23 protein-coding genes, 1 tRNA gene and 1 pseudogene are annotated in these 23,034 nt (G+C 39.6%); 12 read left to right on the top strand and 13 right to left on the bottom strand.

What is annotated here, in order from left to right:
• Positions 1 to 19: 19 nt before the first annotated feature.
• From E4661_RS17800 to E4661_RS17785, 4 genes are all read right to left on the bottom strand, one after another.
• Positions 20 to 91 (bottom strand) — tRNA-Arg (locus E4661_RS17800).
• 150 nt (positions 92 to 241) lie between these two features.
• Positions 242 to 628: a response regulator gene (locus E4661_RS17795; protein WP_136468821.1), complete on the bottom strand. Its 387-nt coding sequence runs from the start codon at positions 626 to 628 to the stop codon at positions 242 to 244.
• A gap of 95 nt (positions 629 to 723) precedes the next feature.
• Positions 724 to 1,137 carry a DUF6691 family protein gene (locus tag E4661_RS17790; protein ID WP_136468820.1) on the bottom strand — a complete coding sequence of 138 codons (414 nt, stop codon included), beginning with the start codon at positions 1,135 to 1,137 and terminating at the stop codon, positions 724 to 726.
• A gap of 1 nt (position 1,138) precedes the next feature.
• A complete protein-coding gene (locus tag E4661_RS17785; protein WP_136468819.1) occupies positions 1,139 to 1,696 on the bottom strand; it encodes a YeeE/YedE family protein in 558 nt (185 codons plus the stop codon).
• A gap of 94 nt (positions 1,697 to 1,790) precedes the next feature.
• Here E4661_RS17785 and E4661_RS17780 point away from each other — a divergent pair, with 94 nt between their 5' ends.
• Complete coding sequence (locus E4661_RS17780; protein ID WP_136468818.1) at positions 1,791 to 2,672, top strand: sterol desaturase family protein; 882 nt, start codon at positions 1,791 to 1,793, stop codon at positions 2,670 to 2,672.
• Here E4661_RS17780 and E4661_RS17775 read toward each other — a convergent pair.
• The 5 genes from E4661_RS17775 to E4661_RS17755 form a co-directional block, all read right to left on the bottom strand.
• The gene (locus tag E4661_RS17775) at positions 2,669 to 3,037 is read right to left on the bottom strand and encodes a rhodanese-like domain-containing protein (protein WP_136468817.1); all 369 of its coding nucleotides are present in this window, start codon (positions 3,035 to 3,037) and stop codon (positions 2,669 to 2,671) included. The two genes, E4661_RS17780 and E4661_RS17775, sit on opposite strands and share 4 nt — an antisense overlap.
• Positions 3,037 to 4,446: an MBL fold metallo-hydrolase gene (locus E4661_RS17770; RefSeq protein ID WP_136468816.1), complete on the bottom strand. Its 1,410-nt coding sequence runs from the start codon at positions 4,444 to 4,446 to the stop codon at positions 3,037 to 3,039. Before E4661_RS17770 ends, E4661_RS17775 begins: the two co-directional genes overlap by 1 nt.
• 40 nt (positions 4,447 to 4,486) lie before the next feature.
• Complete coding sequence (locus E4661_RS17765) at positions 4,487 to 6,220, bottom strand: SulP family inorganic anion transporter (RefSeq protein WP_136468815.1); 1,734 nt, start codon at positions 6,218 to 6,220, stop codon at positions 4,487 to 4,489.
• Positions 6,221 to 6,296: 76 nt separating this feature from the next.
• Positions 6,297 to 7,184, bottom strand: coding sequence for a sugar phosphate nucleotidyltransferase (locus tag E4661_RS17760; RefSeq protein WP_136468814.1), 888 nt, complete (start codon positions 7,182 to 7,184; stop codon positions 6,297 to 6,299).
• Between the two features lie 15 nt (positions 7,185 to 7,199).
• Positions 7,200 to 8,294 (bottom strand): mevalonate kinase family protein, encoded by a 1,095-nt coding sequence (locus E4661_RS17755; RefSeq protein ID WP_240751528.1) that lies wholly within the window; start codon positions 8,292 to 8,294, stop codon positions 7,200 to 7,202.
• A gap of 125 nt (positions 8,295 to 8,419) precedes the next feature.
• On the opposite strand from E4661_RS17755, the gene E4661_RS17750 reads away from it, so the two are divergent.
• Positions 8,420 to 9,451, top strand: coding sequence for a LacI family DNA-binding transcriptional regulator (locus E4661_RS17750; RefSeq protein WP_136468813.1), 1,032 nt, complete (start codon positions 8,420 to 8,422; stop codon positions 9,449 to 9,451).
• A 342-nt stretch (positions 9,452 to 9,793) separates the two neighbouring features.
• On the opposite strand, the gene E4661_RS17745 is transcribed toward E4661_RS17750, so the two are convergent.
• The 3 genes from E4661_RS17745 to E4661_RS17735 form a co-directional block, all read right to left on the bottom strand.
• On the bottom strand, positions 9,794 to 11,356 hold the full coding sequence (locus tag E4661_RS17745) for an arylsulfatase (RefSeq protein ID WP_240751527.1): 1,563 nt from the start codon (positions 11,354 to 11,356) through the stop codon (positions 9,794 to 9,796).
• Between the two features lie 40 nt (positions 11,357 to 11,396).
• Entirely contained in the window at positions 11,397 to 12,761 is a 1,365-nt protein-coding gene (locus E4661_RS17740; RefSeq protein WP_205728981.1) for a sulfatase, read from the bottom strand.
• 76 nt (positions 12,762 to 12,837) lie between these two features.
• Complete coding sequence (locus tag E4661_RS17735; protein WP_136468810.1) at positions 12,838 to 14,394, bottom strand: sulfatase family protein; 1,557 nt, start codon at positions 14,392 to 14,394, stop codon at positions 12,838 to 12,840.
• 232 nt (positions 14,395 to 14,626) lie between these two features.
• Between E4661_RS17735 and E4661_RS17730 the strand changes: the two genes are divergently transcribed.
• Positions 14,627 to 15,010 (top strand): DoxX family membrane protein, encoded by a 384-nt coding sequence (locus tag E4661_RS17730; protein WP_136468809.1) that lies wholly within the window; start codon positions 14,627 to 14,629, stop codon positions 15,008 to 15,010.
• 155 nt (positions 15,011 to 15,165) lie between these two features.
• On the opposite strand, the gene E4661_RS17725 is transcribed toward E4661_RS17730, so the two are convergent.
• On the bottom strand, positions 15,166 to 16,272 hold the full coding sequence (locus E4661_RS17725) for a LytR/AlgR family response regulator transcription factor (RefSeq protein WP_136468808.1): 1,107 nt from the start codon (positions 16,270 to 16,272) through the stop codon (positions 15,166 to 15,168).
• A gap of 235 nt (positions 16,273 to 16,507) precedes the next feature.
• Between E4661_RS17725 and E4661_RS17720 the strand changes: the two genes are divergently transcribed.
• From E4661_RS17720 to E4661_RS17680, 9 genes and pseudogenes are all read left to right on the top strand, one after another.
• Entirely contained in the window at positions 16,508 to 16,870 is a 363-nt protein-coding gene (locus tag E4661_RS17720; RefSeq protein ID WP_136468807.1) for a hypothetical protein, read from the top strand.
• A gap of 6 nt (positions 16,871 to 16,876) precedes the next feature.
• A complete protein-coding gene (locus tag E4661_RS17715) occupies positions 16,877 to 17,440 on the top strand; it encodes a YceI family protein (RefSeq protein WP_136468806.1) in 564 nt (187 codons plus the stop codon).
• A complete protein-coding gene (locus E4661_RS17710) occupies positions 17,437 to 17,820 on the top strand; it encodes an OB-fold protein (protein WP_136468805.1) in 384 nt (127 codons plus the stop codon). Before E4661_RS17715 ends, E4661_RS17710 begins: the two co-directional genes overlap by 4 nt.
• Before the next feature lie 5 nt (positions 17,821 to 17,825).
• Positions 17,826 to 18,677 carry a DUF5777 family beta-barrel protein gene (locus tag E4661_RS17705; protein WP_205728980.1) on the top strand — a complete coding sequence of 284 codons (852 nt, stop codon included), beginning with the start codon at positions 17,826 to 17,828 and terminating at the stop codon, positions 18,675 to 18,677.
• Positions 18,678 to 18,688: 11 nt separating this feature from the next.
• Entirely contained in the window at positions 18,689 to 18,970 is a 282-nt protein-coding gene (locus E4661_RS17700; protein ID WP_136468804.1) for a hypothetical protein, read from the top strand.
• Between the two features lie 78 nt (positions 18,971 to 19,048).
• Complete coding sequence (locus tag E4661_RS17695; protein WP_136468803.1) at positions 19,049 to 19,489, top strand: OB-fold protein; 441 nt, start codon at positions 19,049 to 19,051, stop codon at positions 19,487 to 19,489.
• 88 nt (positions 19,490 to 19,577) lie between these two features.
• Positions 19,578 to 20,036, top strand: a complete 459-nt coding sequence (locus E4661_RS17690; protein WP_240751526.1) for a YceI family protein — start codon at positions 19,578 to 19,580, stop codon at positions 20,034 to 20,036.
• Between the two features lie 13 nt (positions 20,037 to 20,049).
• Positions 20,050 to 20,955 (top strand): DUF5777 family beta-barrel protein, encoded by a 906-nt coding sequence (locus E4661_RS17685; protein ID WP_240751525.1) that lies wholly within the window; start codon positions 20,050 to 20,052, stop codon positions 20,953 to 20,955.
• Between the two features lie 522 nt (positions 20,956 to 21,477).
• Positions 21,478 to 22,800, top strand: a pseudogene (locus E4661_RS17680) (IS3 family transposase).
• The last annotated feature ends 234 nt before the right edge of the window (positions 22,801 to 23,034 follow it).

The raw sequence follows: 23,034 nt of genomic DNA, 5'->3' as shown, positions 1-23,034 counted from the left end.
GGGAACCTGCCTGCCGAAGTAGCCTCACCAGGACTCGAACCTGGATCTAAAGTTTAGGAAACTTCTATTCTATCCCTTGAACTATGAGGCCTTAATGATTTTGGCAGGCAGGCTTCTATTTCATCCATTGAACTATGGAATCATTCCCAAAACGAATAGCAAAAATATGTTTTTTTGAAATAATTTTCGCTAATGGTGGTACTTTCCTTCTCAATCAAACTAGCATTGACGTCCAAAATTCTTATTGTGAAAAAATGCCATCCAAAAGACTTCTAGAAAGTGGTTTATCAATATGACCCGATACCAAACTATGAGACTTGGCTATGTTACGGTCATTGGTGTTGGTAAAGGCCGAAAGCACATATACTTTTGGTAGTTTATGACCTTTAAAAAGGTTTTGGAGGTTATCCAAAAAAGTCCAGCCATCCATCCCATCCATAACTAAATCCAGAAAAATTATGTCTGGCAGACCATTTCTGTTTTCAGCGAAATCCAAACAGGTATCTAATCCTTCTTCTCCGCTGGAACAAGTAATGATATTAAATTCCTCTTGATATTGCTGAATACAATATCTTGTTGCGAACTGTGACACCAAATCATCGTCTATAATAAAAACCGTTCTTTGCACAGGGGAACATTTTTCAAGCTGGTAAATCTATGCTGTTGGTTCGAAACAACCATCCAAATTCGTCATCATGTTCGAATATTACGTTAATTCCAACTTCAATGCGGCAATCGATTCTTTAAAATCCCGTAAACAAATGTTCCCAAAACCGCAGAAATTAATACCACCGCAATAGGAAGAAACCCTGCACCCAACAGTGTAAAAATAGGCCCAGGACATGCTCCAGCCAAAGCCCAACCCAGTCCAAAAAAGATTCCACCGAACAGGTATCTTCTAAAACTCTTTTCTTTTGAAGGTATTTCTATTTTCTCTCCATAAAAAGATTTGAGATTGAACCTCTTTATCAGCTGTATCAAAATAATGCCCACAACCAGAGCAGAGCCAATAATGCCATACATATGGAAAGCATCGAACCGAAACATTTCATAAATGCGGAACCAAGATGCTGCTTCACATTTGAATAATAGAATTCCAAAAAATATTCCTATCAATAAATGAATAAGTGTTCTCATGCTAAAAAATCAATGGAAATAAAACGTGAACCATAAACAACCCTCCCAGAAAAAAACCGAATACGGCAATTAAAGATGGTACTTGCAAATTGCTGAGTCCCGAAATGGCATGACCAGAGGTACATCCCCCCGCATATCGAGCTCCAAAGCCTACCAAAAACCCTCCGATAATTAACAAGGCCATACTTTTAAGGTCTGTAAAAACGAAATTGTCAAAAAGTTCCGTGGGCATGTAGGCCGAACCGGCGCTATCAAACCCCAAATTCTGTAGTTCTATAACTGTATCTTTTGCAATAGTCACTGATGACTCTGGTGATAGAAGATTAGCTCCAATAAACCCTCCTATTATGGTCCCCGCCACAACTACTAGGTTCCAACGTTGTGATTTCCAATCAAATTGAAAAAAATCAGCGTGTTTTCCCGCTCCGCATATGGTACAAAGTGTTCTTAGGTTTGATGACATTCCGAACCGTTTCCCTGACATAATCAATATGAACATGACCACCGCAATCAATGGTCCTGATACATACCATGGCCAAGGTTGATATATTATTTCCATGGTGTAACTTTAGTTTGCATAAAATTAAACCTTTAAACAAAACAAGGATAACTGAATGCTTAATTATGGTTGAAAATAGTTCTATCTTTCCGTTATGAATGACTACATCACAGCCTTAACCGATGGTTTTGAAGGAGCTGCCCGCTGGACATGGAATTCCATACTATTTGATGTACCGTGGTACACCAACTACTTTTGGGGGTTAATCGTAATTTCTATACTCGTTTGGATATTGGAAATGACCTTCCCTTGGCGAAAAGAACAATCGATTTTTCGGAAGGATTTTTGGTTGGATGCATTCTACATGTTCTTCAATTTTTTCATTTTCGCCATTTTCATAAGCGGATTTTATAACCTCCTCGAGGTAGCTTTTACAAATCTTGGTGTTACGTCCAAAAGTTTGGCGATTGTGAATCCGATTTCGTGGCCCCAGTGGTTACAACTTCTTGTTTTCTTTATTCTTTTGGATTTTGTACAGTGGTTTACACATGTCTGCCTTCATAAGTTTCCAGTGTTATGGCAATTCCATAAAATTCACCATAGTGTAAAAGAGATGGGGTTTGCAGCTCATCTGAGATACCACTGGATGGAAAACATTCTGTACAAACCGCTAAAAACTCTTGGGGTAATGTTTTTAGGAGGGTTTGAACCAGAGCAAGCCTACATTGTACATTTTGCAGCCATTGCTATTGGGCATTTAAACCATGCAAACATCAAATTGACTTGGGGGCCATTAAAATATATATTGAACAATCCAGTGATGCATTTATACCATCATTCCTATACCCTTCCTGAAGGGAGATATGGTGTGAATTTTGGCATCAGCCTAAGTCTATGGGATTATCTTTTTAAAACCAACTATATTCCTGAACAAAGTGGAACGATTCCCTTGGGCTTTCCTGGTGACGAAAAAATTCCAAAGAGTTTTTGGAAACAATTGGTTTATGGATTCAAATCAAAACAGAAGAAAATCTAGTCCTCCCAAGAGCCGTACCCTTCCGAATAATCATAAATGGTCAAGAATCCCATTTCTTTTAATTTTTCGGAAGCTTTTTTACTTCTTTTCCCAGCCTGACAATAGATGTAAATCGGGTTTTTTTTGTCCAATGAAACAACTCCTTTGACAAAACCAACAGAATCCAAGACATTAATGTTTGTTGCTCCATTGATGTGACCTTGTTTATATTCCTCAGGTCTTCTCACATCCACTAATTGGATGTTTCCCTCCTCCAAGACGGCTACCAATTCTGGTTTTGTAATGATAATAACTTCTGAAGTTTCCTGCTTGCAGCCCAAAACCACAAGCAAAACAAACACCATCCAAATCTGTTGAAGCTTCATTATTTAAGTGTTGTTGGACAAACGAAATCTGTTACCGGAATCCCAGCTTCCTTGATAGCTTTGAATCCTCCCGCCACGTCAATTAAATTATGAATTCCCCTACTTTTCAAAATAGAAGCGGCAATCATGCTACGGTATCCCCCTGCACAATGCACATAAAATGTTTCTTCCTCTGGAAATTCAGATAAATGGTCATTGAGGAAATCCAAAGGGGTCAACTTTGCTACATCTATATGTTCTGCATTAAATTCAGATTCTTTTCTAACATCGAATACAGGCACTTTATCTTCCAACTTTTGTTTCAACTCATCTGCGTTTACACTTTTAACGGTATCAACTTCTTTTCCAGCGGCTTTCCATGCTTCAATGCCACCTTCCAAATAGCCTAAGGTAGCATCGAATCCAACGCGCGAAAGCCTAGTGATGGTCTCCTCCTCTTTACCTTCGGGGGCCACTAAAAGAATAGGTTGTTCCACATCAGCAATCAAAGCTCCGACCCATGGTGCAAAACTACCCCCCAATCCAATAAAAATGGATCTAGGTACGTGAGCGGAAGCAAATTCGTCTTGATGGCGTACATCTAGCACTACAGCACCAGTTTCGTTTGCAGCAGCTTCAAAAGCATCGGGAGATAATGCCCTGGTACCCCTTTCCAGTATTGTGTCGATATCCTCATATCCTTCTTTGTTCATTTTTACGTTCAAAGGAAAGTACTGTGGAGGCGGTAAAAGTCCATCCGTGACTTCTTTGATGAATTCATCCCTGGTCATGTTGGCACGAAGTGCATAGTTCATCTTCTTTTGGTTCCCTAGCGTATCAACCGTTTCCTTCATCATGTTTTTTCCACATGCCGAACCTGCACCATGCGCGGGATAAACGATTACATCGTCTGCCAAAGGCATTATTTTATTGCGAAGACTATCAAACAAGGTACCTGCCAGTTCTTCTTGGGTCATATGGGCCGCTTTTTGGGCCAAATCGGGTCTTCCCACATCTCCTAAGAAAAGTGTATCCCCGCTAAAAATGGCATAGTCTTTTCCTGTCTCGTCCCTTAATAGAAAGGTTGTGCTTTCCATCGTGTGTCCAGGTGTGTGCAGTACCTTTATAGTCAATTTGCCCAACTTAAATTCTTGCCCGTCTTGAGCACTGATCGCTTCAAAGGAAGGGTTTGCGTTGGGTCCATAGATAATCGGTGCTCCGGTTTCCTTTGACAAGGTCACGTGTCCACTTACGAAATCGGCATGAAAATGGGTTTCGAAAATGTATTTGATTTCGGCTTCATCATCCTTAGCGCGTTTGACATAGGGCTTGACCTCTCGCAAGGGATCCACAATGGCGGCTTCGCCCTCACTTTCAATATAGTAGGCTCCCTGTGCCAAGCATCCGGTATATATCTGTTCTATTTTCATAAACTACATTTTTAAAGTTTAGACAACCCAATAATCAAAGTTACAAATGCTTCGCTTTGGATTGTAAGGATATTTTTTCTTGAATTTCGTTTCTTTCTGTTTGATTCGTACAATATGCAACAGCCTCGAAAGTTCGCACAAAAAGATTTTCCGTTCCTATGACATTTATCAGTCCACTACTGAAGAAAATATCACGGGTGGGACCTATGGCACCTGCAACAAAGAAACGAATCCCTTTTTTATGTAAATCTTTTATAATTCTTTCCAACATTGAAGCGGCACTGCTGTCTATATAATTTATGGCCTCAGCATTCAATATCACATAATTAAGAAGTGGCCCTTTTCGGTCGATATGCCTGTACAATTCTTTTTTAAAATAATCCTTGTTGCCAAAATATAGTTGGGCATCAAACCTAATAATCAACTTGTCTTTGTCAATGTCCACTTCTTTGGAGAATCGTTCCACATTCTTAAAGTAATCCGAGCCTTTGATTCTTCCCAAGACTGCAATATGTGGATGTGAAGTTCGGTAAACCAGAAGTAACAAGGAGAGCAATACTCCAAGTAAGATTCCCTCTATCAAACCAATAAAAAGAGTCATGATAAAAGTGGTTATCAATAGAAAAAATTCATCTTTTCTATGCTTGAACAGTATAATCGGGTACTTTACATCAATCAATCCAAATACCGAAACAATAATGATAGCGCCCAAGACAGTTGTAGGAAGGTTATAAAAGAATGGAGTTAAGAAAAGTAATGTTCCAGCAATTATCAAAGCACTTATAATCAAGCTTACGCCTGTTTTGGCACCCGCCTGATCATTAACCGCAGTTCTTGAAAAACTTCCGGAAACCGGAAAAGATTGAAATAGGGACCCCAAAAGATTGGAAAGTCCCAATGCCTTTAATTCCTGATTAGCATCAATTTCATATTCTGGATGTTTTTCTTCTATAGATTTAGCAATGGAAATAGATTCCATATAACCAAAGAGTGCTATGGTAATTGCTATTGGAATCAATTGTCCCAATCCATTAACGCTTAAATCCGGCAGTATGAATTCAGGAAGTCCCTTAGGAATTTCACCTACCACCTTGACCCCTTTGGTTTCCAATCCGAATGCAAATACGGCAGCTATTCCCAAAATCACCAGTAATAGGGGTGCAGGTATTTTTTTGCTCATCTTCCCTACCAAAAGTATCAATAGAATAGCGCCCATACCCATTAACAGAGCATAAAGATTTATACCGTGCAATTCCCCGAAAATATTGGATAAGAGAATATAGATTTTACTCGATTGTTGGATTTCTATTCCCAAAACATGTTTTAATTGCCCTAAGCCAATCAAAATTGCGGCGGCGGAAGTAAATCCACTTATTACGGGTTTAGACAAGAAGTTGACGAAAAAGCCCATCCTTAAAAACCCCAATATGAGCTGCAAACCTCCAATAATCAGTGTCAAAAATAAGACAGCGGCTATATAGTCCTGGATGTTGGAAAGCTGTAAGGCTCCTATGCCGGCTGCAACCAACAAAGAGTCCATTGCGACTGGCCCAACAGCTAACTGTCTAGAAGTTCCTGTTACGGCATAAACCAATTGGGGAACCAATGCAGCATAAAGGCCATATATAGGAGGCATCCCAGCAATCATGGCATAAGCCATACCCTGAGGGACCAACATAATGCCCAAGGTAATTCCGGCAGTTACATCATTGAACAGGCAAGAGCGATTGTACTCCCTTATCCATGAGAAAATCGGGAAAAGCTTTTTGAGCATTCAGTTGAACTTTATGTAAAAATAAGGTTCAAAAAGGGAATGCAGAACGAAAGCGCTCAAATCATTGGGATTTTATTTACAAATCCCAATCCAATTTAGGGTAATACTTTTCAAGATATGTTTTGACTTCTTTGATGTCTTCCTTGGATGTCAAATCAGGCACATGTTCTGACAAAGGCAGGCCAATCATGGTCCCTTCGTTATCATCCAGCATATTCATCAATGCGGTTGGAAGCTCTTTTTCATTTCTTTCAGGATGCACCGGACAATTTTTAAGGTAAGGGTACATCATGTTACCATCAAATTTGAAAACATTCATGCTCACTCTCAGCTTTCCTGAAGTATCTCTATAGTTTTCCACTTCATTCTCAGATGGTTTTTCAACAATATTGGTCAAGGCTCCATTTGAATCAAGTTCTACAAGGGCGAATCTGGAAATTCTTTCTGAAGGGAAACTTAATGCATCTCTATCATAAGCAATGAAAGCATGGGGCGAAGCGCTTTCCGCAAGTAACTTTAAGGCTTCAACAGAATAAAGATTATCACTGTTACAGACAACATAACTGGTCTCATTCAATTCGGGGAACTGCTCTACCGCTTGGTATAGCGCATCTGCCGTTCCAAAAGGCTTTACCCGTCCTTCGGGTATATGCTGCACGGCAAACGATAGCTTCATCCCGTGAAAATTATTATCCGTGCCTTGATCTCCGTAAAAATTTTTAAAAAGATCACCTTTTGGACCAATGACGATATAGATGTTGGTAAAACCGGCTTTCTTGATATTGTACAGCACATAATCCATCATAGGACGACCATCGTTGCTAACAGTTATAAGACTCTTGCTCCGTTGGTTAGCCTCTTCGATTTCTTTTTCTGAAAGTCCTTTACCTTCTTTTGGTGGCTTTTTCATTCTGGAAGAAGCTCCACCGGCTAAAACCACTAAACTGGTAGTATGTTTGCTCATTTTATTTTTTAGATTTTATTGCACAATTCTAACGCCCTCATCAACAGAAACGGCGTAGGCGTTTTCTGCACCTCCTTCTATCAATGCCTTCACCACTTTATCTTGATCTCCGTCCTTTGCCAATACTACGATGCTTCCTCCTCGTCCAGATCCTACAATTTTTGCACCCAAAGCACCTGCAGCCAATGCAGCATCCACCATATTGTCAATTTTTGGAACGGTAAGATCTAGATAGTCTTTTAGAATATGATGATGATGGTTCATCAACTCACCAATTCTTTCAACATTCAATTCAGTTTTCTTGAATTCTTGCAGCGCCTTCTGGGTTATGCTGTGATTGATAATCGCTGCGGAGAAATAAATCTTCAAGTCTTCAGAAACATATTCAAGATACTTGGGAAGATCTTCTTCAGTAGCCGTCTCCAAATTAAAATCTGGGCAATTTTTCGCAACTTCATCGATGGCCATGAGAGCCTTGGTCTTAAGTTCACCTAAGACCCCTGTGGTCTGTTTTGGTATTCCCGATTCAGCAACTATAAGTCCGGAAATGGGTTGATAAAACATTTCATATGAAAACTTGTCGCCAGTTTCCAAATAAATGATATTACCCATTCCAATACTATATTGGTCCATTTTACCTCCTGGACTTCCATGATAAGTTACTTCAGCTTCGTATGCGAGCTGGGAAAGTAGCCCTTTATCAACCTTACGATCGCATCCAAAAGCTTCGACCAAGAATTGGACCCAAACCAAAAGAAGGGCACTGGAACTAGAGGTTCCGGCATTTATGGCTATGTTACTGGTTATTTCTACCGTATACCCCTTATCAGGAATGCATCCATATTTTTCCAAAACTTTAAGCGCTGTGAGCAAAAAGTCTCCTTGTTCCGGTGTACCATTATCTTTTCCTATCTTAAAGGTTCTTGTATGTCCTACATCGGGCATGTTTACAATCAACTGGCCATTGTTATTGATTTCGCCCTTAAGTAGCATATATCTATCTATTGCACATGCAATTACAGGAAGTCCCAAGTAATCTTGGTGGTCTCCAAAAAGACAGGTTCTGCCAGGAGCCTTAACTACTATTTTCTCTTTGTGCATCTTGTTCATTTCCGCGAAATTACGTCTATTTCCTGAACGTTTAACGGTGGATTTTCATTGGTTTGTGGCAAATATAGTAAATTGTGTTAACGTACACATTTTTTGGCAATGTGTTTTTGATATATTTGTAAGGTATGAGGAAAAAGTACACCATAAAGGATATTGCAAATGCCGCCGGTGTGTCTATCGGAACTGTGGACAGAGTGCTCCACAATCGAGGAAAAGTTTCCAAAAAGGCGTTGACGAGCGTAAATAAAGCCTTAAAAGAACTTGACTACAGACCAAACCCCATTGCAAGGACTCTTAAAAATAATACCGTTTACATTATAAAAGTGCTTCTTCCCGATTCCGAAAAAGATCCTTTTTGGCTACCCGGCAAACAAGGAATAGAAGAAGTAGTAAATGAATACGGGGCGTTCGATATTGACATATCCTTACATTATTATGATCCTTCAGAGCCCAAATCTTTTCTGACCATCGGCCTAAGACTTTTAGACCAACATATTGATGCATTTTTGTTTGTTCCCTTATTTGAAAAGGAAAGTGACCATCTTTTGATGGAACTAGAGCACAAAAGCATCCTTACCGGCACATTTAACAGTTTTCATGGAAGTGCTGTTGACCTATACGTCGGATTGGACCTTTTTATGAGTGGTAGAGTAGCTGCAAAGTTAATGGCAGATGCATTGGAAGCTCCTTCTAAAATTGCCATTGTTCACATCGATGAGGAATCTACCAATGCCGTCCATTTAAGGGAGAAAGAGAAAGGTTTTCGGCAATTTTTTGAAACAAGAGAAGGTTATGATGTAATTACCTTGACCATAGGAGTAAATGGATTTGAACAAAAATTTGCCGACTTTGTTGAGAGAAATGAAAATATTAATGCTTTATTCGTAAGTACGTCCAAAGCTTACCGAATTGTGAGAGTGCTCAAAAATCTTGGAAAATCCAAAGTTGTATTGGGCTATGACCTTTTGGAGGAAAATATCGAATACCTAAGGTCCAATGATATTAAGTTTCTTATACACCAATCCCCGAAGCTTCAGGCATCCCTAGGGTTGAAAGGCTTGGTCGAAAAACTTCTATTGGGCAAGGAAATTTCCAAAAAGAGCTTGTTGCCCATTCAAATTATCAACTCAGAAAATGTGGATAGTTACCTCTATTAATCTTTTTGGGAAAGAGAAAACCCGTTTCTACCTATATTGATATAGCACTTTCTTGAAGCCCATCATCTTTGATTTGATAGAATCAGGCTGTGTTGTCATATCCATAGGGTTCTTTTCAGGCAAATCCAATTTAAGATTGTATATGAATAGCTTTCATATTTTGTCTTGTACTGAACCTACAACAAATCATCGGCAATTATAAAAAGTACGTTTGGTCTTTTTTGGTGTTCAACTTGAGTCTTACAAGAAACCAATGTATGCATAGTGGCAGTCCCGTGAATCTCCATTTTATCATTTGGTAATATCTGTATTTCTGTTTTTGTCAAGGTCTATTTAAAAGGCCTACTTCATTGCGGAGAGCAATCCATTTTCAATCAATGGAATCCTAAATCTTTCAACCTCAGAGTTTGTATGCTCCTTTGAGAAAACTTCCGCTGCCTTTGCAAGAATCTCTGGGTTTTCGTCAGCTACATTTTTCAGTTCGGCTGGATCTTCAGCAAGATTGTAAAGTTCCAACGTTGGTTCTTTTTTAGGGTCTTTCAGGTTTTGCCTGACCACTTTCCAATCACCCATTCTAATGGCAACTTGACCACCGTATTCTGGAAACTCCCAGTATAAGAAGTCATGTTTTTCCTGACCTTCTTCACCTTTAAGCGTCGGTAAAAAGCTGATTCCATCCGTTTCCAAGGGGTTTTCCACATCGATAAGATCAAACAACGTGGCCATAACATCATAATGTGCGGAGATATGGTCGGTTTTACTCCCTGGCTTTATATGGTTGGGCCAAGTGGCAATCATTGGTACTCTGACACCTCCCTCGTACACAAAGCCTTTACCTCTTCCCCGCTCCTCACCAAAAACTCCTGAGCTATTAAAAAATTCACCATCAGTACCTCCTGAAAAGGTGACACCGTTATCTGAAGTGAACATTATAATCGTGTTTTCATAAAGATCATTCTCTTTTAAATAGTCAACCAATTTTCCCACATTTTCATCAAAATAGGAAATCATCGCTGCATATCCTGCCCTTGGATTTTGATGCGGAAAATAACCGATGTTGCCCAAGTAAGGTTCTTCTTCTCCAAATTTTTTCTTGTAATATTCCTCCCATTTTTGAGGGGCTTGAATAGCATTATGTGGTATAGGTGACGCCCAATAAAGAAAGAAGGGCTTTTGCTCGTTTTCGGATATGAATCCCATCATTTCATCGAACATCAAATCGGGGGCATAGTCGTTCAATCTAAAGTTTTTGTAGCTTTCCGGGTCATTCGGGTCAGCTCCTTCAGCAAGTTTTGTGTGCGGAGGTATGGTATCGTTATTAAGGTGAACCCTATTTTCATTTTTATACAAATGCACTGGATAATAAGTATGCGCTTGTCTTTGACAGTTATATCCATAGAAAAAATCAAAGCCCTTTTTGGTTGGAATAGCATCTGTGTGCGGTGCTCCAAGTCCCCATTTGCCAACCATCCCCGTAGCATAGCCCTCTTTCTGCAACAACTCTGGAAACAAAACAGTCTCGGATGGTATTGGGTGCTGCCCTTCTAATGTGGAATCAAGAATCATCTCTCGATAATCCCAGACCTTTCCTCTTTCCCTCCATTCATGATTACCTCTGATAAAGGAATGTCCTGCATGCTTTCCTGTCATCAACATATAGCGGGCCGGGGCACACACTGGTGCTCCAGTATAGTGTTGGGTAAATAGCATTCCGTTTTGAGCAAGGGCATCTATGTTCGGGGTCTCTATCTTTTCTTGTCCATAAACACCTAATTCTCCGTAACCCAAATCATCGGCCAATATATAGATGATGTTAGGTCGGCTTTTTTCCGGTTTTGTTTCCTTATTCTTGTCTTGACACCCAACAAACGTAAGGATCAATACAACAAGGAAAATATAACTCAACTTTTTGAAAGGGAATCTCATAATGGTATCTCTCTGATTGTTACTTAGTTTCGTATAATGAATTTTTCTCTGTTGGCACCGGAGCGTTAAAATTCTTTCTCCAGTTCTTTAAATCTTTCCATAGCTCTTCTTTTTTCTCTGGATGACTGGCGGATAAATCATTGCTTTCGGAAATGTCTTCTTTAATGTTATATAGTTGAAGACGGCCATCCTCAAAATCTTCTATAAGTTTCCAATCACCTTTTCGTATGGCTCCTGATGGAACTGCACGCCACCCCCTGGTAAGCGCTTCTTCTTGTTTTATGCCGAGATATCCTTCCAAATAAGCAGGGAAATGCCAATAAATTGCTTCTCTTTCCAAATTGTTTTTTTGAAAAAACAAGGGAGTCAAATCTTCACCATCAATTGGAAAATCTTTTGGGTTTCCACCAGCCAATGTTACCAAGGTTGGATAAAAATCCGTTCCTATTACAACTTCATCTGACCTAGAGCCTGATCGAATATTCTTTGGCCACCATGCAATCATGGGTTCACGGATGCCACCTTCGTATAACATGCCTTTAGAACCTTTTAAGGGAGTGTGATTTGTTATACCGCCATGACCTCCATTATCTGAAAAGAACAGCACCAAGGTATTCTCATCTAAATCAAGCTCTTTTAGTTTTTGAAGTATTCTGCCTAGACTCTGATCCATGCTCTCGACCATGGCAGCATACGAAGGATTATCTTGCCCTAGATGCGGTTTCTTGTCCTTATACTTTGATATTAAATCAGATTTGGCCTGAATTGGTGTATGCACAGCATAGTGCGAGAGATATAGGAAAAAAGGATTTTCCTTATTGCTATTGATAAAATCCAATGCTTCGTTAGTAAGACGATCTGTTAAGTACTCCCCTTCTTTTCCGTCCGATAGGTCAGGGTTTCTATATGGGCTAAAGTAGGATTTCGGATGCCCCAGCTCGTTTCCACCAATATTTACATCAAACCCTTGAGCCTCGGGTCTTGTTTTGTCACTATTGCCAAGGTGCCACTTCCCCATGTGTGCATTGGTATAGCCAAACTTTTTCAGCGCTTCGGCTATAGTAACAATCTCTCCCGATAATTCTGTTTTATTGGGATGCGGAACCAATTTCCTGTTCTCTACTTTTCCTCTATCCGGACGTCCAACTGTATATACACCATGCCTTGGGCTGTATTGCCCACTCATTAAACAGGCCCTTGACGGTGCACAATTGGGTGCATTGGCATAAGCATTGGTAAACACCATTCCCTCTTTTGCCATTTGGTCTATATGAGGAGTCTCGTAATACTTACTTCCCATATACCCCACATCATTCCATCCCAAGTCATCAACAAAAAAAATGATAAAGTTTGGTTTCTTTTCCTGTGCACATGAAGTGAACAAGCTTGATAAGCAAAATAACCAAGCTATGGCTTTAAAAAATATGCGGTTCCTATTTTGTTCCTGCCTCATTATCCTCTTACCTTCCTTCGATGCCCTTCATGGTTTTAAGCATCTTTTCCACTTTTTCAGGATGTTCAGAAGCCAGGTTTTTTTGCTGCCCCAAATCAGTATCTAAATTGTACAATTGGTAATCTTCACTATTTCCTGTTTCGTTCCTGACCCATTTATTGGTAATCTTAGGTCCTTTGTGTGGAGGGATCATGACCCAATTTCCTTTCCGGAAAAAGATTTTCCCAGTGGCTTCCAACACCAATTCATCTCTTCCTTTATCGGAAGTTCCCAGAAAGGCTTCCAAGGTGTCTTGACTATCGGTACTTGGGTTTTCCAAACCGATAAGGCTTGCCAAAGACCCCATGAAATCCAACTGACAAACCAAAGCATCCGACACACCCGGTTTTATTTTTCCCGGCCAACTCACTAAGAAGGGAACTCTAGTGCCCGCTTCGAGCATACTATACTTACCCCCTCTTAGACCACCTCGTGGTGTGTGATCTCCTAGTTTCTCATTTGCATCATCTATATATCCATCATCCAGAACCGGTCCATTATCACTTGAGAAAATCACTATTGTGTTTTCTGCGATACCTAATTCGTCCAATTGATCCAAAACTTGTCCAATCGCCCAATCCGCCTCTAAAATGGCATCTCCTCTGGGGCCCATTCCCGAGCTTCCTTCAAATCTTGGATGCGGTACTCTGGGTACATGGGGTTGATGAAGCGAATAAAAAAGAAAGAAAGGGTTATCCTTATTTGATTTTATAAAGTTTTTGGTTCGAACCATTATCGTATCGGACATATCTTCATCAATAAACAGTGCTGATTTACCTCCTTTCATATAGCCTATTCGAGAAATTCCATTATGCACACTCATGTCGTGGCCATGGCTGGGATGAAGTTTCAATAACTCTGGGTTTTCCCGCCCTGTTGGTTCCCCGGGAAAGTTCTCTTGGTAACTGACTTTTAAGGAATCTGCTGGATCCAGGCCGACCACCCTGTCATTCTCAACATACACTGAGGGAACACGGTCATTGGTGGACGCCAAAATGTAGGAATAATCAAATCCAATTTCATTTGGCCCCGGTTTTATAGAAGTGTTCCAGTCCATCGTTTCTCCGCCGAGACCTAAGTGCCATTTTCCAATAACAGCCGTAGTGTATTCAGCCTTTTTCAGCATAGAAGGCAATGTTTCTTTTGAGGTATCAAATAATAATGGTGCATTCCCTGGCAGAATACGGGCTTTTTGATTCTTCCAAGGGTATTCTCCCGACAAAATAGCATACCTACTTGGAGTACAGGTAGCCGAAGTCGCATAGCCATTGGTAAAACGGATGCCATTCTTTGCAATCCGGTCGATATTGGGGGTTTCCAGAGTGCCAACGCCATAAGCGCTCACATCGCCATAACCCAAATCATCCATATAAATGAGCAATACATTTGGGTGACGATTAGAGGTTTCATTCTCTATTGTAACGGCATCTTCATTGGATTTTTTCTTGGACGGATTACAAGCAGCTAAAACCAAGACTATTAACAATACGACAAATTGATTGATGTTTTTGATTAGGTTTTTCATTTATTTCCTTATTAAATGGACATCCTTAATTTAGGTTATCTGAACTTGCTAACAAAGTAGTTCGTAAACTCCTATGAAACCAAATGATTATGGTAATTTATCTTTTTTTTGCAAAAAAGAGGACCTCCATAACGAAATTGTAGCATTCTCTAAGAACAAAGCCTTGGTTTATACATGGTGTAAGTTGGAGCTGTCAACAGTGACCAATACATGAACTCAAACTTTTTTAATAATGAAGACTGTTTTCTCATGGATATTACGTCTAGTAGCTGCAGTGATTTTGTTGCAAACTCTCTTTTTTAAATTTTCCGGTGCGGCAGAAAGTATCTATATTTTTGAAACCGTAGGTATGGAACCCTGGGGTCGTTATGGCAGTGGTGTAATCGAGCTTGTTGCCGGTATACTTTTGTTATGGTCCAGAACAGTAGGTCTTGGTGCGCTTTTGGGGCTTGGCGTAATATCTGGGGCGTTATTTTTTCATCTTACCGTTTTGGGTATCGAAGTTCAGGGGGATGGTGGACTTTTGTTTTATTTGGCCGTGATGGTTTTTATAAGTTGCGCTATTTTGGTGAAGATGTATTGGGAGCAGATAAAAGCATTGTTTAACCATTTATAAAATAGCTTACCCTCCTACTTAGGATTCACTTCGGCTACTTTTCTCACCGAAAGAAAATAGTGCCCAAAATACAAAAGCCGTACTTTCGCACGGTTTTTGTCTTGCCTTGCCCTCTATTTCTGAATGCCAAAGAAACTTCGTTGTGGTGAGCAAAATTAAAGATTCAACCATTGCTTGAATTCGGCTGCTTTGTTTTTACTAATAATAATATTTGAATCAGGTCTTGGTGTAACCAATATCTTTAATTGATTGTTTCCGTACCTTACAATTTTATCAATGCTAGATATGGCAATTATGAACTGTCGATTCGCTCTAAAAAAATGTTCGCTGTCCAATTGTGAGAATAGCTCTTCCAAACTTGAGTTGGACGTCGTACGCTTACCATCAAAACAAACAACATAGGTAATGGTGTTTTCCGTATAAATATGGGCTATTTCTTTAATAGGTATAGGAAGAAGTTCATCTCGCAAATAGGTAAGAATACGTCTTTTGGAGGGCGGTTCTTCGGATTCAACCATTCCTGAATCATTCACCCGTTGTTGATAATCCCCAACAGCTCTATTTAATTTTGAAAGATTGAACACTTCATCCTCCAATTGTCTGTTTTTAAGTTCAAGTCGTTTCTCATAAGCGCTTCCAAGCAATCTTACCGCAGCTACGTAGGTGAGTGCCACCAAAAGTCCCATAACCATAAAAATGAAGAAGAACCGGTTACGCATCTCCTTAAGTTTTACCGAAATTTTACCCAATCCAATATGGGCCGCGACAATCCAGTCGGTCCCGGCAACAGAATGCATGTGGATTACCTCCGATTGACTAACAAGGCTGTCTGATCCAGCCTTTTCCATTTCTTTTAGCCGCGTTTTCAATTGGGTATAAAAGCTGTCTGAGGTAAGTTCATCAGTCACTGAGGAAACAAAGGATTTTGTGGCCCCCGCTTGTTCCCCAACTTTCCTAATATCGGGATGACAAACAATCTCTCCAGACCAATCCAAAATACTTAAGTATCCAATATCCAAATCTGTTTCTTCAAGACTTTGCTGTACATTTTGGATGACGGCTTCCTTTCCAACACCTGCGTTCATTTGATGGCTTACAAGTGTTGCAAAAGTTTTGGTTTCGTTTTTACTGAACTCTAAACACGTGTCAAGTAAAGTGATGGTTTCGGACCTGTTGATATAGTGCAGGGCAATACTTGCGATAATCGTATAGATAACGACTATAGTGATAAAAGTCAAGAAATAAAGTCTGTCCTTTCTCATGAAGATTCACCCTGTTTTTCCCGAATATATAATGATTTTGTTATCAAACAAAACCTTATCAAGGAATTGACAAATACTGTAAATCTGGATATTCCTTTCAAACCAAAATATTCCTTGTTAAGGCCGTTATTTCCCCTTCGCCCACATTTTATAGGTGCGTGAAAGGGATTTTCGGTTGCTTTGATTTATCAAAATTCAATTGGCTTTAACGCTATAACTTAATAAATCCAACATTATGAAAAAAAGTTTGATGCTCTTTTCCACGACAGTGGCTTTGGCAGTGATTACCAGTTGCTCTAGTGAAAACGAGGATGATTTAACCGATGATGGTCCTGGAAACGGAGAAGTTACCTATGTGGGTAATATTCGTGGTGTTATTAGTGGTAGTTGTTTGGGTTGCCATGGTGCTACGCCTACAAACGGAGCCCCTTTTTCTTTAAACACGTTTAATGACGTTAGTAGTAGAGCTGATGGCATTCTTGCAGCTATTAGCAAGCAAGCTGGAGAGACCAAGGCAATGCCTCCTGGAGGTCGATTGCCACAGACAACCATTGATTTGTTTCAAGAATGGATTGATGCAGAAACCCCTGAAAATTGATTAGGGATGCTTAAAAGTTTGATAAGTGGAATTGCAGGGTGCCTATTGATTTGTTCAAGCACCTTGCAATTACAGGCCCAGGAGAAGTTTATCGACAAAAATGGGATTATCATTTTTGAGGCTTCTGAGGAGGTCTTCGAAGAAGTCAAAGCAATCAATAAGTCGGTTACAACCATTTATGACTCCCAAAGCAATAAGATTGCATCGTTGGCCCTAGTTATAGGGTTTCAATTCAAGAATTCCCTAATGCAAGAGCATTTTAATGAGAACTATGTCGAATCGGAAACCTATCCGAAGGCAATTTTTAGGGGGCAATTGCAAGATTTTGATTTAAAAGAATTGGGTCCGGATGTTATGGATGTGAATCTCAAGGGAATTTTGAATTTTCATGGCAAGGACAAAGAAATAACCACAACCGTGCAAATGCAACGGATTGGGGATGTGCTGCAAATGATAGGAGGTTTTATTGTGACACCATTAGATTTTGACATTAAAATCCCAAAAATTGTAAGAAATAAAATTGCTAAGGAAGTGCAAGTGAAGATTGACTTTAAACTGAGCAAAAAATGATGTCCAAAAAGAGCTTAATAGCATCATTATTAATTCTGGCAATATGCGCTTTAGCATTTATGGGCTACAAATATCTTAATCCTGGACAAAGAAATGTAGCCGCAGAAACCGCTCGATACGAATTGTCTGCCGATGAACTTTTCTCGGGATTTACCAAAGAGGGCAATGTATATATAGATCAAGTGTTGCTCACATCGGGAAACGTAACCGACGTTGAGAAAAATTCAGTGACCTTGGATGATAAAGTGCAAGTGAACTTTATTAGTACCCCACTGTCCAAGGTTGAAAAAGGAAATCATATTTCCATTAAAGGAAGATGCATTGGATATGATGACCTTCTTGAACTTGTTAAGATTGACCAAGCAACCATAACTAATTAAAGAACATGAAAAACATAAAAAAACTTTTTATCCTTTTGGCAGTACTACCACAGTTTATTTGTGGACAAGACCTATTGGAGGAAATAGATTTAGAAACTTCCGAGGATTTTGAAACGGCTGCTTTTAAGGGTTTAAAGGTGGTAAATTTTGAATCCACAAAAATGGTGTCGGAAAAGGAACTGTATTTCGTTGTTTCACATCGTTTTGGCTCTATAAAAACAGGGATTGAAGACTTTTTTGGATTGGATCAGGCTGTTACCAGATTGAATTTAATCTATGGAATTACAGATGGCATCAATGTTAGTATTTCACGAAGCTCGTTTCAAAAAACCTATGAAGGAGCTCTAAAACTAAGGCTGCTAAGGCAAAAAAAGGGAGACTTTCCTGTAACTATTGTATTGTATAACAGTGTTCAGATAAACACCTCCTTGGATGAGGATAATTTACCCGGACTAGAGTTTAAGCACAAACTCGGGTATGCAACCCAACTATTGGTTTCAAGAAAAGTGAACGAAAAGCTGTCGTTGCAACTGGCTCCCACCTTTTTCCATAACAACTTAGTTAGTGTTACCGAACAGGATAATTCACAATATGCCTTGGGGATTGGCGGAAGACATAAACTGACCAAGCGTTGGAGTATAAACATGGATTATGGCATCCACTTAAACAGAGCTGGGGCTTCGCCGTTTCGGAATCCACTTTCAATAGGATTTGATTTGGAAACAGGAGGGCATGTTTTTCAATTGCATTTTACGAATGCGCAACCGATGAATATCAACAACTTTTTAGGTCAAACTACAGGAGACTGGAGTGAAGGGGACATTTTTTTCGGATTTAATATTTCAAGGGTATTTTAAATCACTATGCTATGAAAAAGAGTTTAGCAAGAATACATGTACAGCAGTCTTTTTGTATTTACTGTGCTGAAAGAATAGAGAAGGAATTATTGTGTGTTGATGACATTTCCAATGTTTATACATATCCTGTGGAATCCTTGGTAGTTTTTCAGTTTGCCCGTGCCAACGAGCTATCAATGGCCCTTAACAAATTAATGGAACTTGGGTACCCTCCAAAAGGCGATGTCATCAAGGAAGAAAACTATGTACCCCCCTTATGTAGCTGTGAAAAGGTGGGGTACAGTGCGGCTTAACTAAATTGAAAAGGGAAATTGTTTTAGTAGTTTTGAATCCAGAGCTTGTTAACAGGCTCTGGGTTTTTATTGGAGCCAATGCGAGGAACTAAAAAAATAGGTGTTTTTGGTAAAGTAATACTCACGTCCATTTTGCTTGTTATGGGCCTTTGTTTGATTTGGTTTACCCTTCCCTTGAATTCTGAAAATGTCTACAACAAAGACCCCGAACTATATATTAACGCCCATAACTTGATCACAAAACTTGAACTGAACGCTTCTGAGAGCATTGGTCTTGTTTCTGAAAAAGTTGTGGAAATTACTGGAGCAATCAAAGAAGTTAATAATCGAAACAATAGAATCACTATAATTTTAGGGACTGGAGATAGAGAACATCCAAGTATTATATGTGATATGGCCGATGATCAAAGGGACTATATAAAACACCTTTCTGCCAACGATACCATTGTGGTTAAGGGCATATATAAAGGCTTTTTAAAAGATGCCATATTTTTGAACTGTATAGTAATCCATGAATAGTAGGAACAGACTCATTCCGTTTTTTGTATTTTTTTGCTTTTGCACATTCGCGCAGGAACATACGAAGTTCATAGAAAGACAAGGCCATGTGTCTTTCTTTTCGTACACTTCTGTTGAGAATATAAAGGCAGAGAACAACCAAGTATTGGGTATTGTGGATTTGCAGACGAATGAAATCGCTGTTAGTATGCTAATGAATGCCTTTATCTTTGAAAAAGCGTTGATGAGGGAACATTTCAATGAAAGCTATGTGGAATCAGATATTTATCCAAAGGCAATTTTTGAGGGGGTTATATCTGATTTTGACCCAACCTTATCTGGAGAACAGACGCGGATAATACAAGGAAATTTCTCCATGCATGGAGTGACCAAACAATTGGAAATCAAGACCAAAATAGAGCGTAGAGAACGAACCTATATATTGTCCGGCACTTTCGAGACCATAGTTCAGGATTATAAGATCAAAATACCGCCTTTGTTGGCAGGCAACATTGCGAAGACCATTTCTGTAGATTTTAGATTTGAATGTTTACCTTATGAAGAGTAGAATTATTTTGATAATGTTAGCCCTATTAGCTTTTGCATTCACTGCAGAGGCTCAAAAAGGACTATTAGACATTCTGGAGAAAGAACAAAAGGATACTCTTCCCCAATATACTTCAGCTACCTTTAAAACAACCAGAATTACTTATGGTCATTCTGTTGAAACCAGAAAGAAGGGAATTTTGGAGGTTTTTGTTGCTAATAGGTTTTGGAATACCCCTGAACTTCGCTCTCAAAAGTTTGGAGTTGACAAAATAAATGTGCGGATTGCTTTGGAGTATGCCTGGAGCGACAGATTGTCAACAGGTTTTGGTGGATCTACCTGGGATGGACTTTTTGATGGCTATCTGAAATATAGGCTTATCAGGCAACGAAATGATTCTAAAGGAGTCCCGTTTAATATTACAATCTTTCAAAACGCCAGTTACAATAGTAGCGCACTGAACCTTCCATATTTTAACGATTCATTTTCAGGAAGGTTGTCTTACACCTCCCAGATTCTGTTGGCCCGAAAGTTCAACTCAAAATTCTCACTGCAGTTGGCGCCCACATTTGTCCATAAAGGACTTGGTGGTGATTCGGGAGAGACAAAAAACCATTTTGCTTTGGGATTTGGAGGTAGATACAAACTGAGCAATCATGTTTCCTTGGTGTCAGAGTACTATACGGTGTTCAATCCCATTGAGTCGACAGATACTTATGGTCCATTCGGATTGGGTGTAAATTGGGAAATTGGCGATGTAATGTTACAATTTATGCTCACCAATGCTCCCAGCATGGTAGAAGATTCCTTTATCACCAGAACTCGAAATAACTTCAACTTTAAAAATCCCAACCTGAACTTTGGCTTCAATTTCACTTACATAATCCATTTCAATAGAAAATTGAAAGGATTGAAACAAATCAACACTAGTAAGAGATAGAATTTTACGCCCACGCTAAAAGCATATCATTATCTGTTGGTGTTTATTTATAATGATGCAGACCTATGGCCCTTTGAACTAAGATAATTATGTTTCATATTTAACGTAATGTGCGTCGCACGTTTTCCGTAATTTTTTATTTATGCAGACGAAATACACAAACGAAAGGTAACTCACAGCTAATCGTGTAAAAAAGTTAAGAATACAGAGTGGATATACCAGTTATGAAACTTTTGCTATTGAAAATGGTTTCCCTCCTAAAAATTATTGGTGCATTGAAAAAGGAGAAAACCTTACCATTATAAACTTGATTAAATTATGAAAATTCACAATATGAGTTTAGAAGAATTTTTCAAAGGGATGTGCCGATTCTTGTGAACACAATTCACTAGGTCTCTATTAGATAGAATTGTAAATCTTCAGACAAAAGTGGACTGATTTAGCCAGATAGTTAAGTGAGAGTTTTGATCATCATCAAGGCTAGCCTTGATGATGTAATCATTAACTTTAAATCCACTTATTATGGCAAAGAAGAAAACCACAGAATCAATTGTAAAAGATATCAAGAGAAAGACTCGCCGAAAGTTCTCGGCAGAGGAAAAGATCCGTATCGTATTGGAAGGCCTCAAGGGTGAGGACTCCGTATCGGCCATTTGTCGAAAGGAAGGCATTGCTCCAACTCTGTATTACAGATGGAGCAAGGATTTTTTAGAAGCAGGCAAGAAACGGCTCATGGGTGATACTATGCGTGAGGCCAACACCACAGAGGTGAAGGAGTTGCGCAGTGAAAACTCCCAGCTCAAGGAGACGGTAGCTGAGTTGATGTTGGACAACCGCCTTTTGAAAAAAAGCACAACAGGCTTAGAGTAAAACACAGAAGGTATATGCGATTTACCCAAGCAGAGAAATACCAGATCATACGCCTTGTGGAGACTTCTGAGATCGGTGTAAACCGTACCCTCAAAGAAATAGGACTTCATAAGATACCTTCTACAACTGGTACGCTAAGTATCTGGAAGAAGGCATGGAGGGGTTGGCACCCAAACCAAGGGCCCGTAATACCTATTGGAACCGTATCCCGGATCGGGTACGTGCTGAAGTGGTCGATATGGCATTGGATTACCCAGAGGAATCACCAAGGGGTATTGCGTGCAAGATGGTAGATGAAAAAAGGTACTACATATCGGAAAGTTCTGTTTACCGCATTCTGAAGGCAAACGGATTGATTACCACACTGGTATTCGACCTGACAGGAGCTTCCAGTGAGTTCAAGGATAAAACCACTGGAATCAATCAAATGTGGCAGACGGACTTCAGGGATGGGGATGGTATTATCTGTCAACTATATTGGACGATTACAGCCGTTATATCATCCATTGGGAACTGTGCCCGACCATGCATGCCAAAGATGTGACACGAACTATTGATAAGGCTTTGGAGAAAGCTGGAATATGCAATGAACAGAGACCAAAACTCTTGTCGGACAATGGCCCATGCCACATCAGCAATGAACTTAAAGAGTACATCGATGACAAGGACATGAAACACATCGGGGGCCGTCCCTTACACCCACAGACGCAGGGAAAGATAGAACGTTACCACAGATCGATGAAAAACATCGTTAAGCTGGAACACTACTACCTCCCAAGTGAACTAAAGGCCCGTATCGCAGAGTTCGTGGATTATTACAACAATAGAAGATACCACGAATCATTGCAAAACGTGACCCCAACAGACGTCTATTTTGGAAGGGATGGACAAATACTAAAACAACGAAAAATGATCAAAGAGAAAACTATGAAATCGAGAAGAAAAAATCATCAACTAACCATGTCAAAACTATAACTTAACTTTAAGCCTGGCTAGTCCACTTTAGTTTAAAGACATACAGATAGAATTTATTCCCGATTGCTGTAGTGCAAATTCTTGCAAAATTGAGCCAGTGATTCCCGCCAAAGTGAACCACTTTCAAAAACGTATCCAATAGGGGGTGCCAAAGGGTTATATTTTTCAAAAAATATAACAGTATGGCGAACAGACTATTGGACATGAGAAGAATAAAACAACTCTACAGGATGT

Source organism: Flagellimonas onchidii (assembly GCF_004804315.1).
Classification (GTDB): domain Bacteria; phylum Bacteroidota; class Bacteroidia; order Flavobacteriales; family Flavobacteriaceae; genus Flagellimonas; species Flagellimonas onchidii.
This window is presented reverse-complemented; position numbering and strand designations above follow the sequence as displayed.

Excerpts from the sequence above, each read along its gene's own strand:
- E4661_RS17770 (WP_136468816.1), bottom strand. The coding sequence starts at position 4,446 with ATGAAAATAGAACAGATATATACCGGATGCTTGGCACAGGGAGCCTAC.
- E4661_RS17685 (WP_240751525.1), top strand. The coding sequence starts at position 20,050 with ATGTTAGCCCTATTAGCTTTTGCATTCACTGCAGAGGCTCAAAAAGGA.
- E4661_RS17730 (WP_136468809.1), top strand. The coding sequence starts at position 14,627 with ATGAAGACTGTTTTCTCATGGATATTACGTCTAGTAGCTGCAGTGATT.
- E4661_RS17760 (WP_136468814.1), bottom strand. The coding sequence starts at position 7,184 with ATGAGCAAACATACTACCAGTTTAGTGGTTTTAGCCGGTGGAGCTTCT.
- E4661_RS17765 (WP_136468815.1), bottom strand. The coding sequence starts at position 6,220 with ATGCTCAAAAAGCTTTTCCCGATTTTCTCATGGATAAGGGAGTACAAT.
- E4661_RS17710 (WP_136468805.1), top strand. The coding sequence starts at position 17,437 with ATGATGTCCAAAAAGAGCTTAATAGCATCATTATTAATTCTGGCAATA.
- E4661_RS17775 (WP_136468817.1), bottom strand. The coding sequence starts at position 3,037 with ATGAAGCTTCAACAGATTTGGATGGTGTTTGTTTTGCTTGTGGTTTTG.
- E4661_RS17720 (WP_136468807.1), top strand. The coding sequence starts at position 16,508 with ATGAAAAAAAGTTTGATGCTCTTTTCCACGACAGTGGCTTTGGCAGTG.
- E4661_RS17785 (WP_136468819.1), bottom strand. The coding sequence starts at position 1,696 with ATGGAAATAATATATCAACCTTGGCCATGGTATGTATCAGGACCATTG.
- E4661_RS17735 (WP_136468810.1), bottom strand. The coding sequence starts at position 14,394 with ATGAAAAACCTAATCAAAAACATCAATCAATTTGTCGTATTGTTAATA.
- E4661_RS17700 (WP_136468804.1), top strand. The coding sequence starts at position 18,689 with ATGAAAAAGAGTTTAGCAAGAATACATGTACAGCAGTCTTTTTGTATT.
- E4661_RS17750 (WP_136468813.1), top strand. The coding sequence starts at position 8,420 with ATGAGGAAAAAGTACACCATAAAGGATATTGCAAATGCCGCCGGTGTG.
- E4661_RS17705 (WP_205728980.1), top strand. The coding sequence starts at position 17,826 with ATGAAAAACATAAAAAAACTTTTTATCCTTTTGGCAGTACTACCACAG.
- E4661_RS17780 (WP_136468818.1), top strand. The coding sequence starts at position 1,791 with ATGAATGACTACATCACAGCCTTAACCGATGGTTTTGAAGGAGCTGCC.
- E4661_RS17695 (WP_136468803.1), top strand. The coding sequence starts at position 19,049 with ATGCGAGGAACTAAAAAAATAGGTGTTTTTGGTAAAGTAATACTCACG.
- E4661_RS17715 (WP_136468806.1), top strand. The coding sequence starts at position 16,877 with ATGCTTAAAAGTTTGATAAGTGGAATTGCAGGGTGCCTATTGATTTGT.
- E4661_RS17755 (WP_240751528.1), bottom strand. The coding sequence starts at position 8,294 with ATGAACAAGATGCACAAAGAGAAAATAGTAGTTAAGGCTCCTGGCAGA.
- E4661_RS17790 (WP_136468820.1), bottom strand. The coding sequence starts at position 1,137 with ATGAGAACACTTATTCATTTATTGATAGGAATATTTTTTGGAATTCTA.
- E4661_RS17725 (WP_136468808.1), bottom strand. The coding sequence starts at position 16,272 with ATGAGAAAGGACAGACTTTATTTCTTGACTTTTATCACTATAGTCGTT.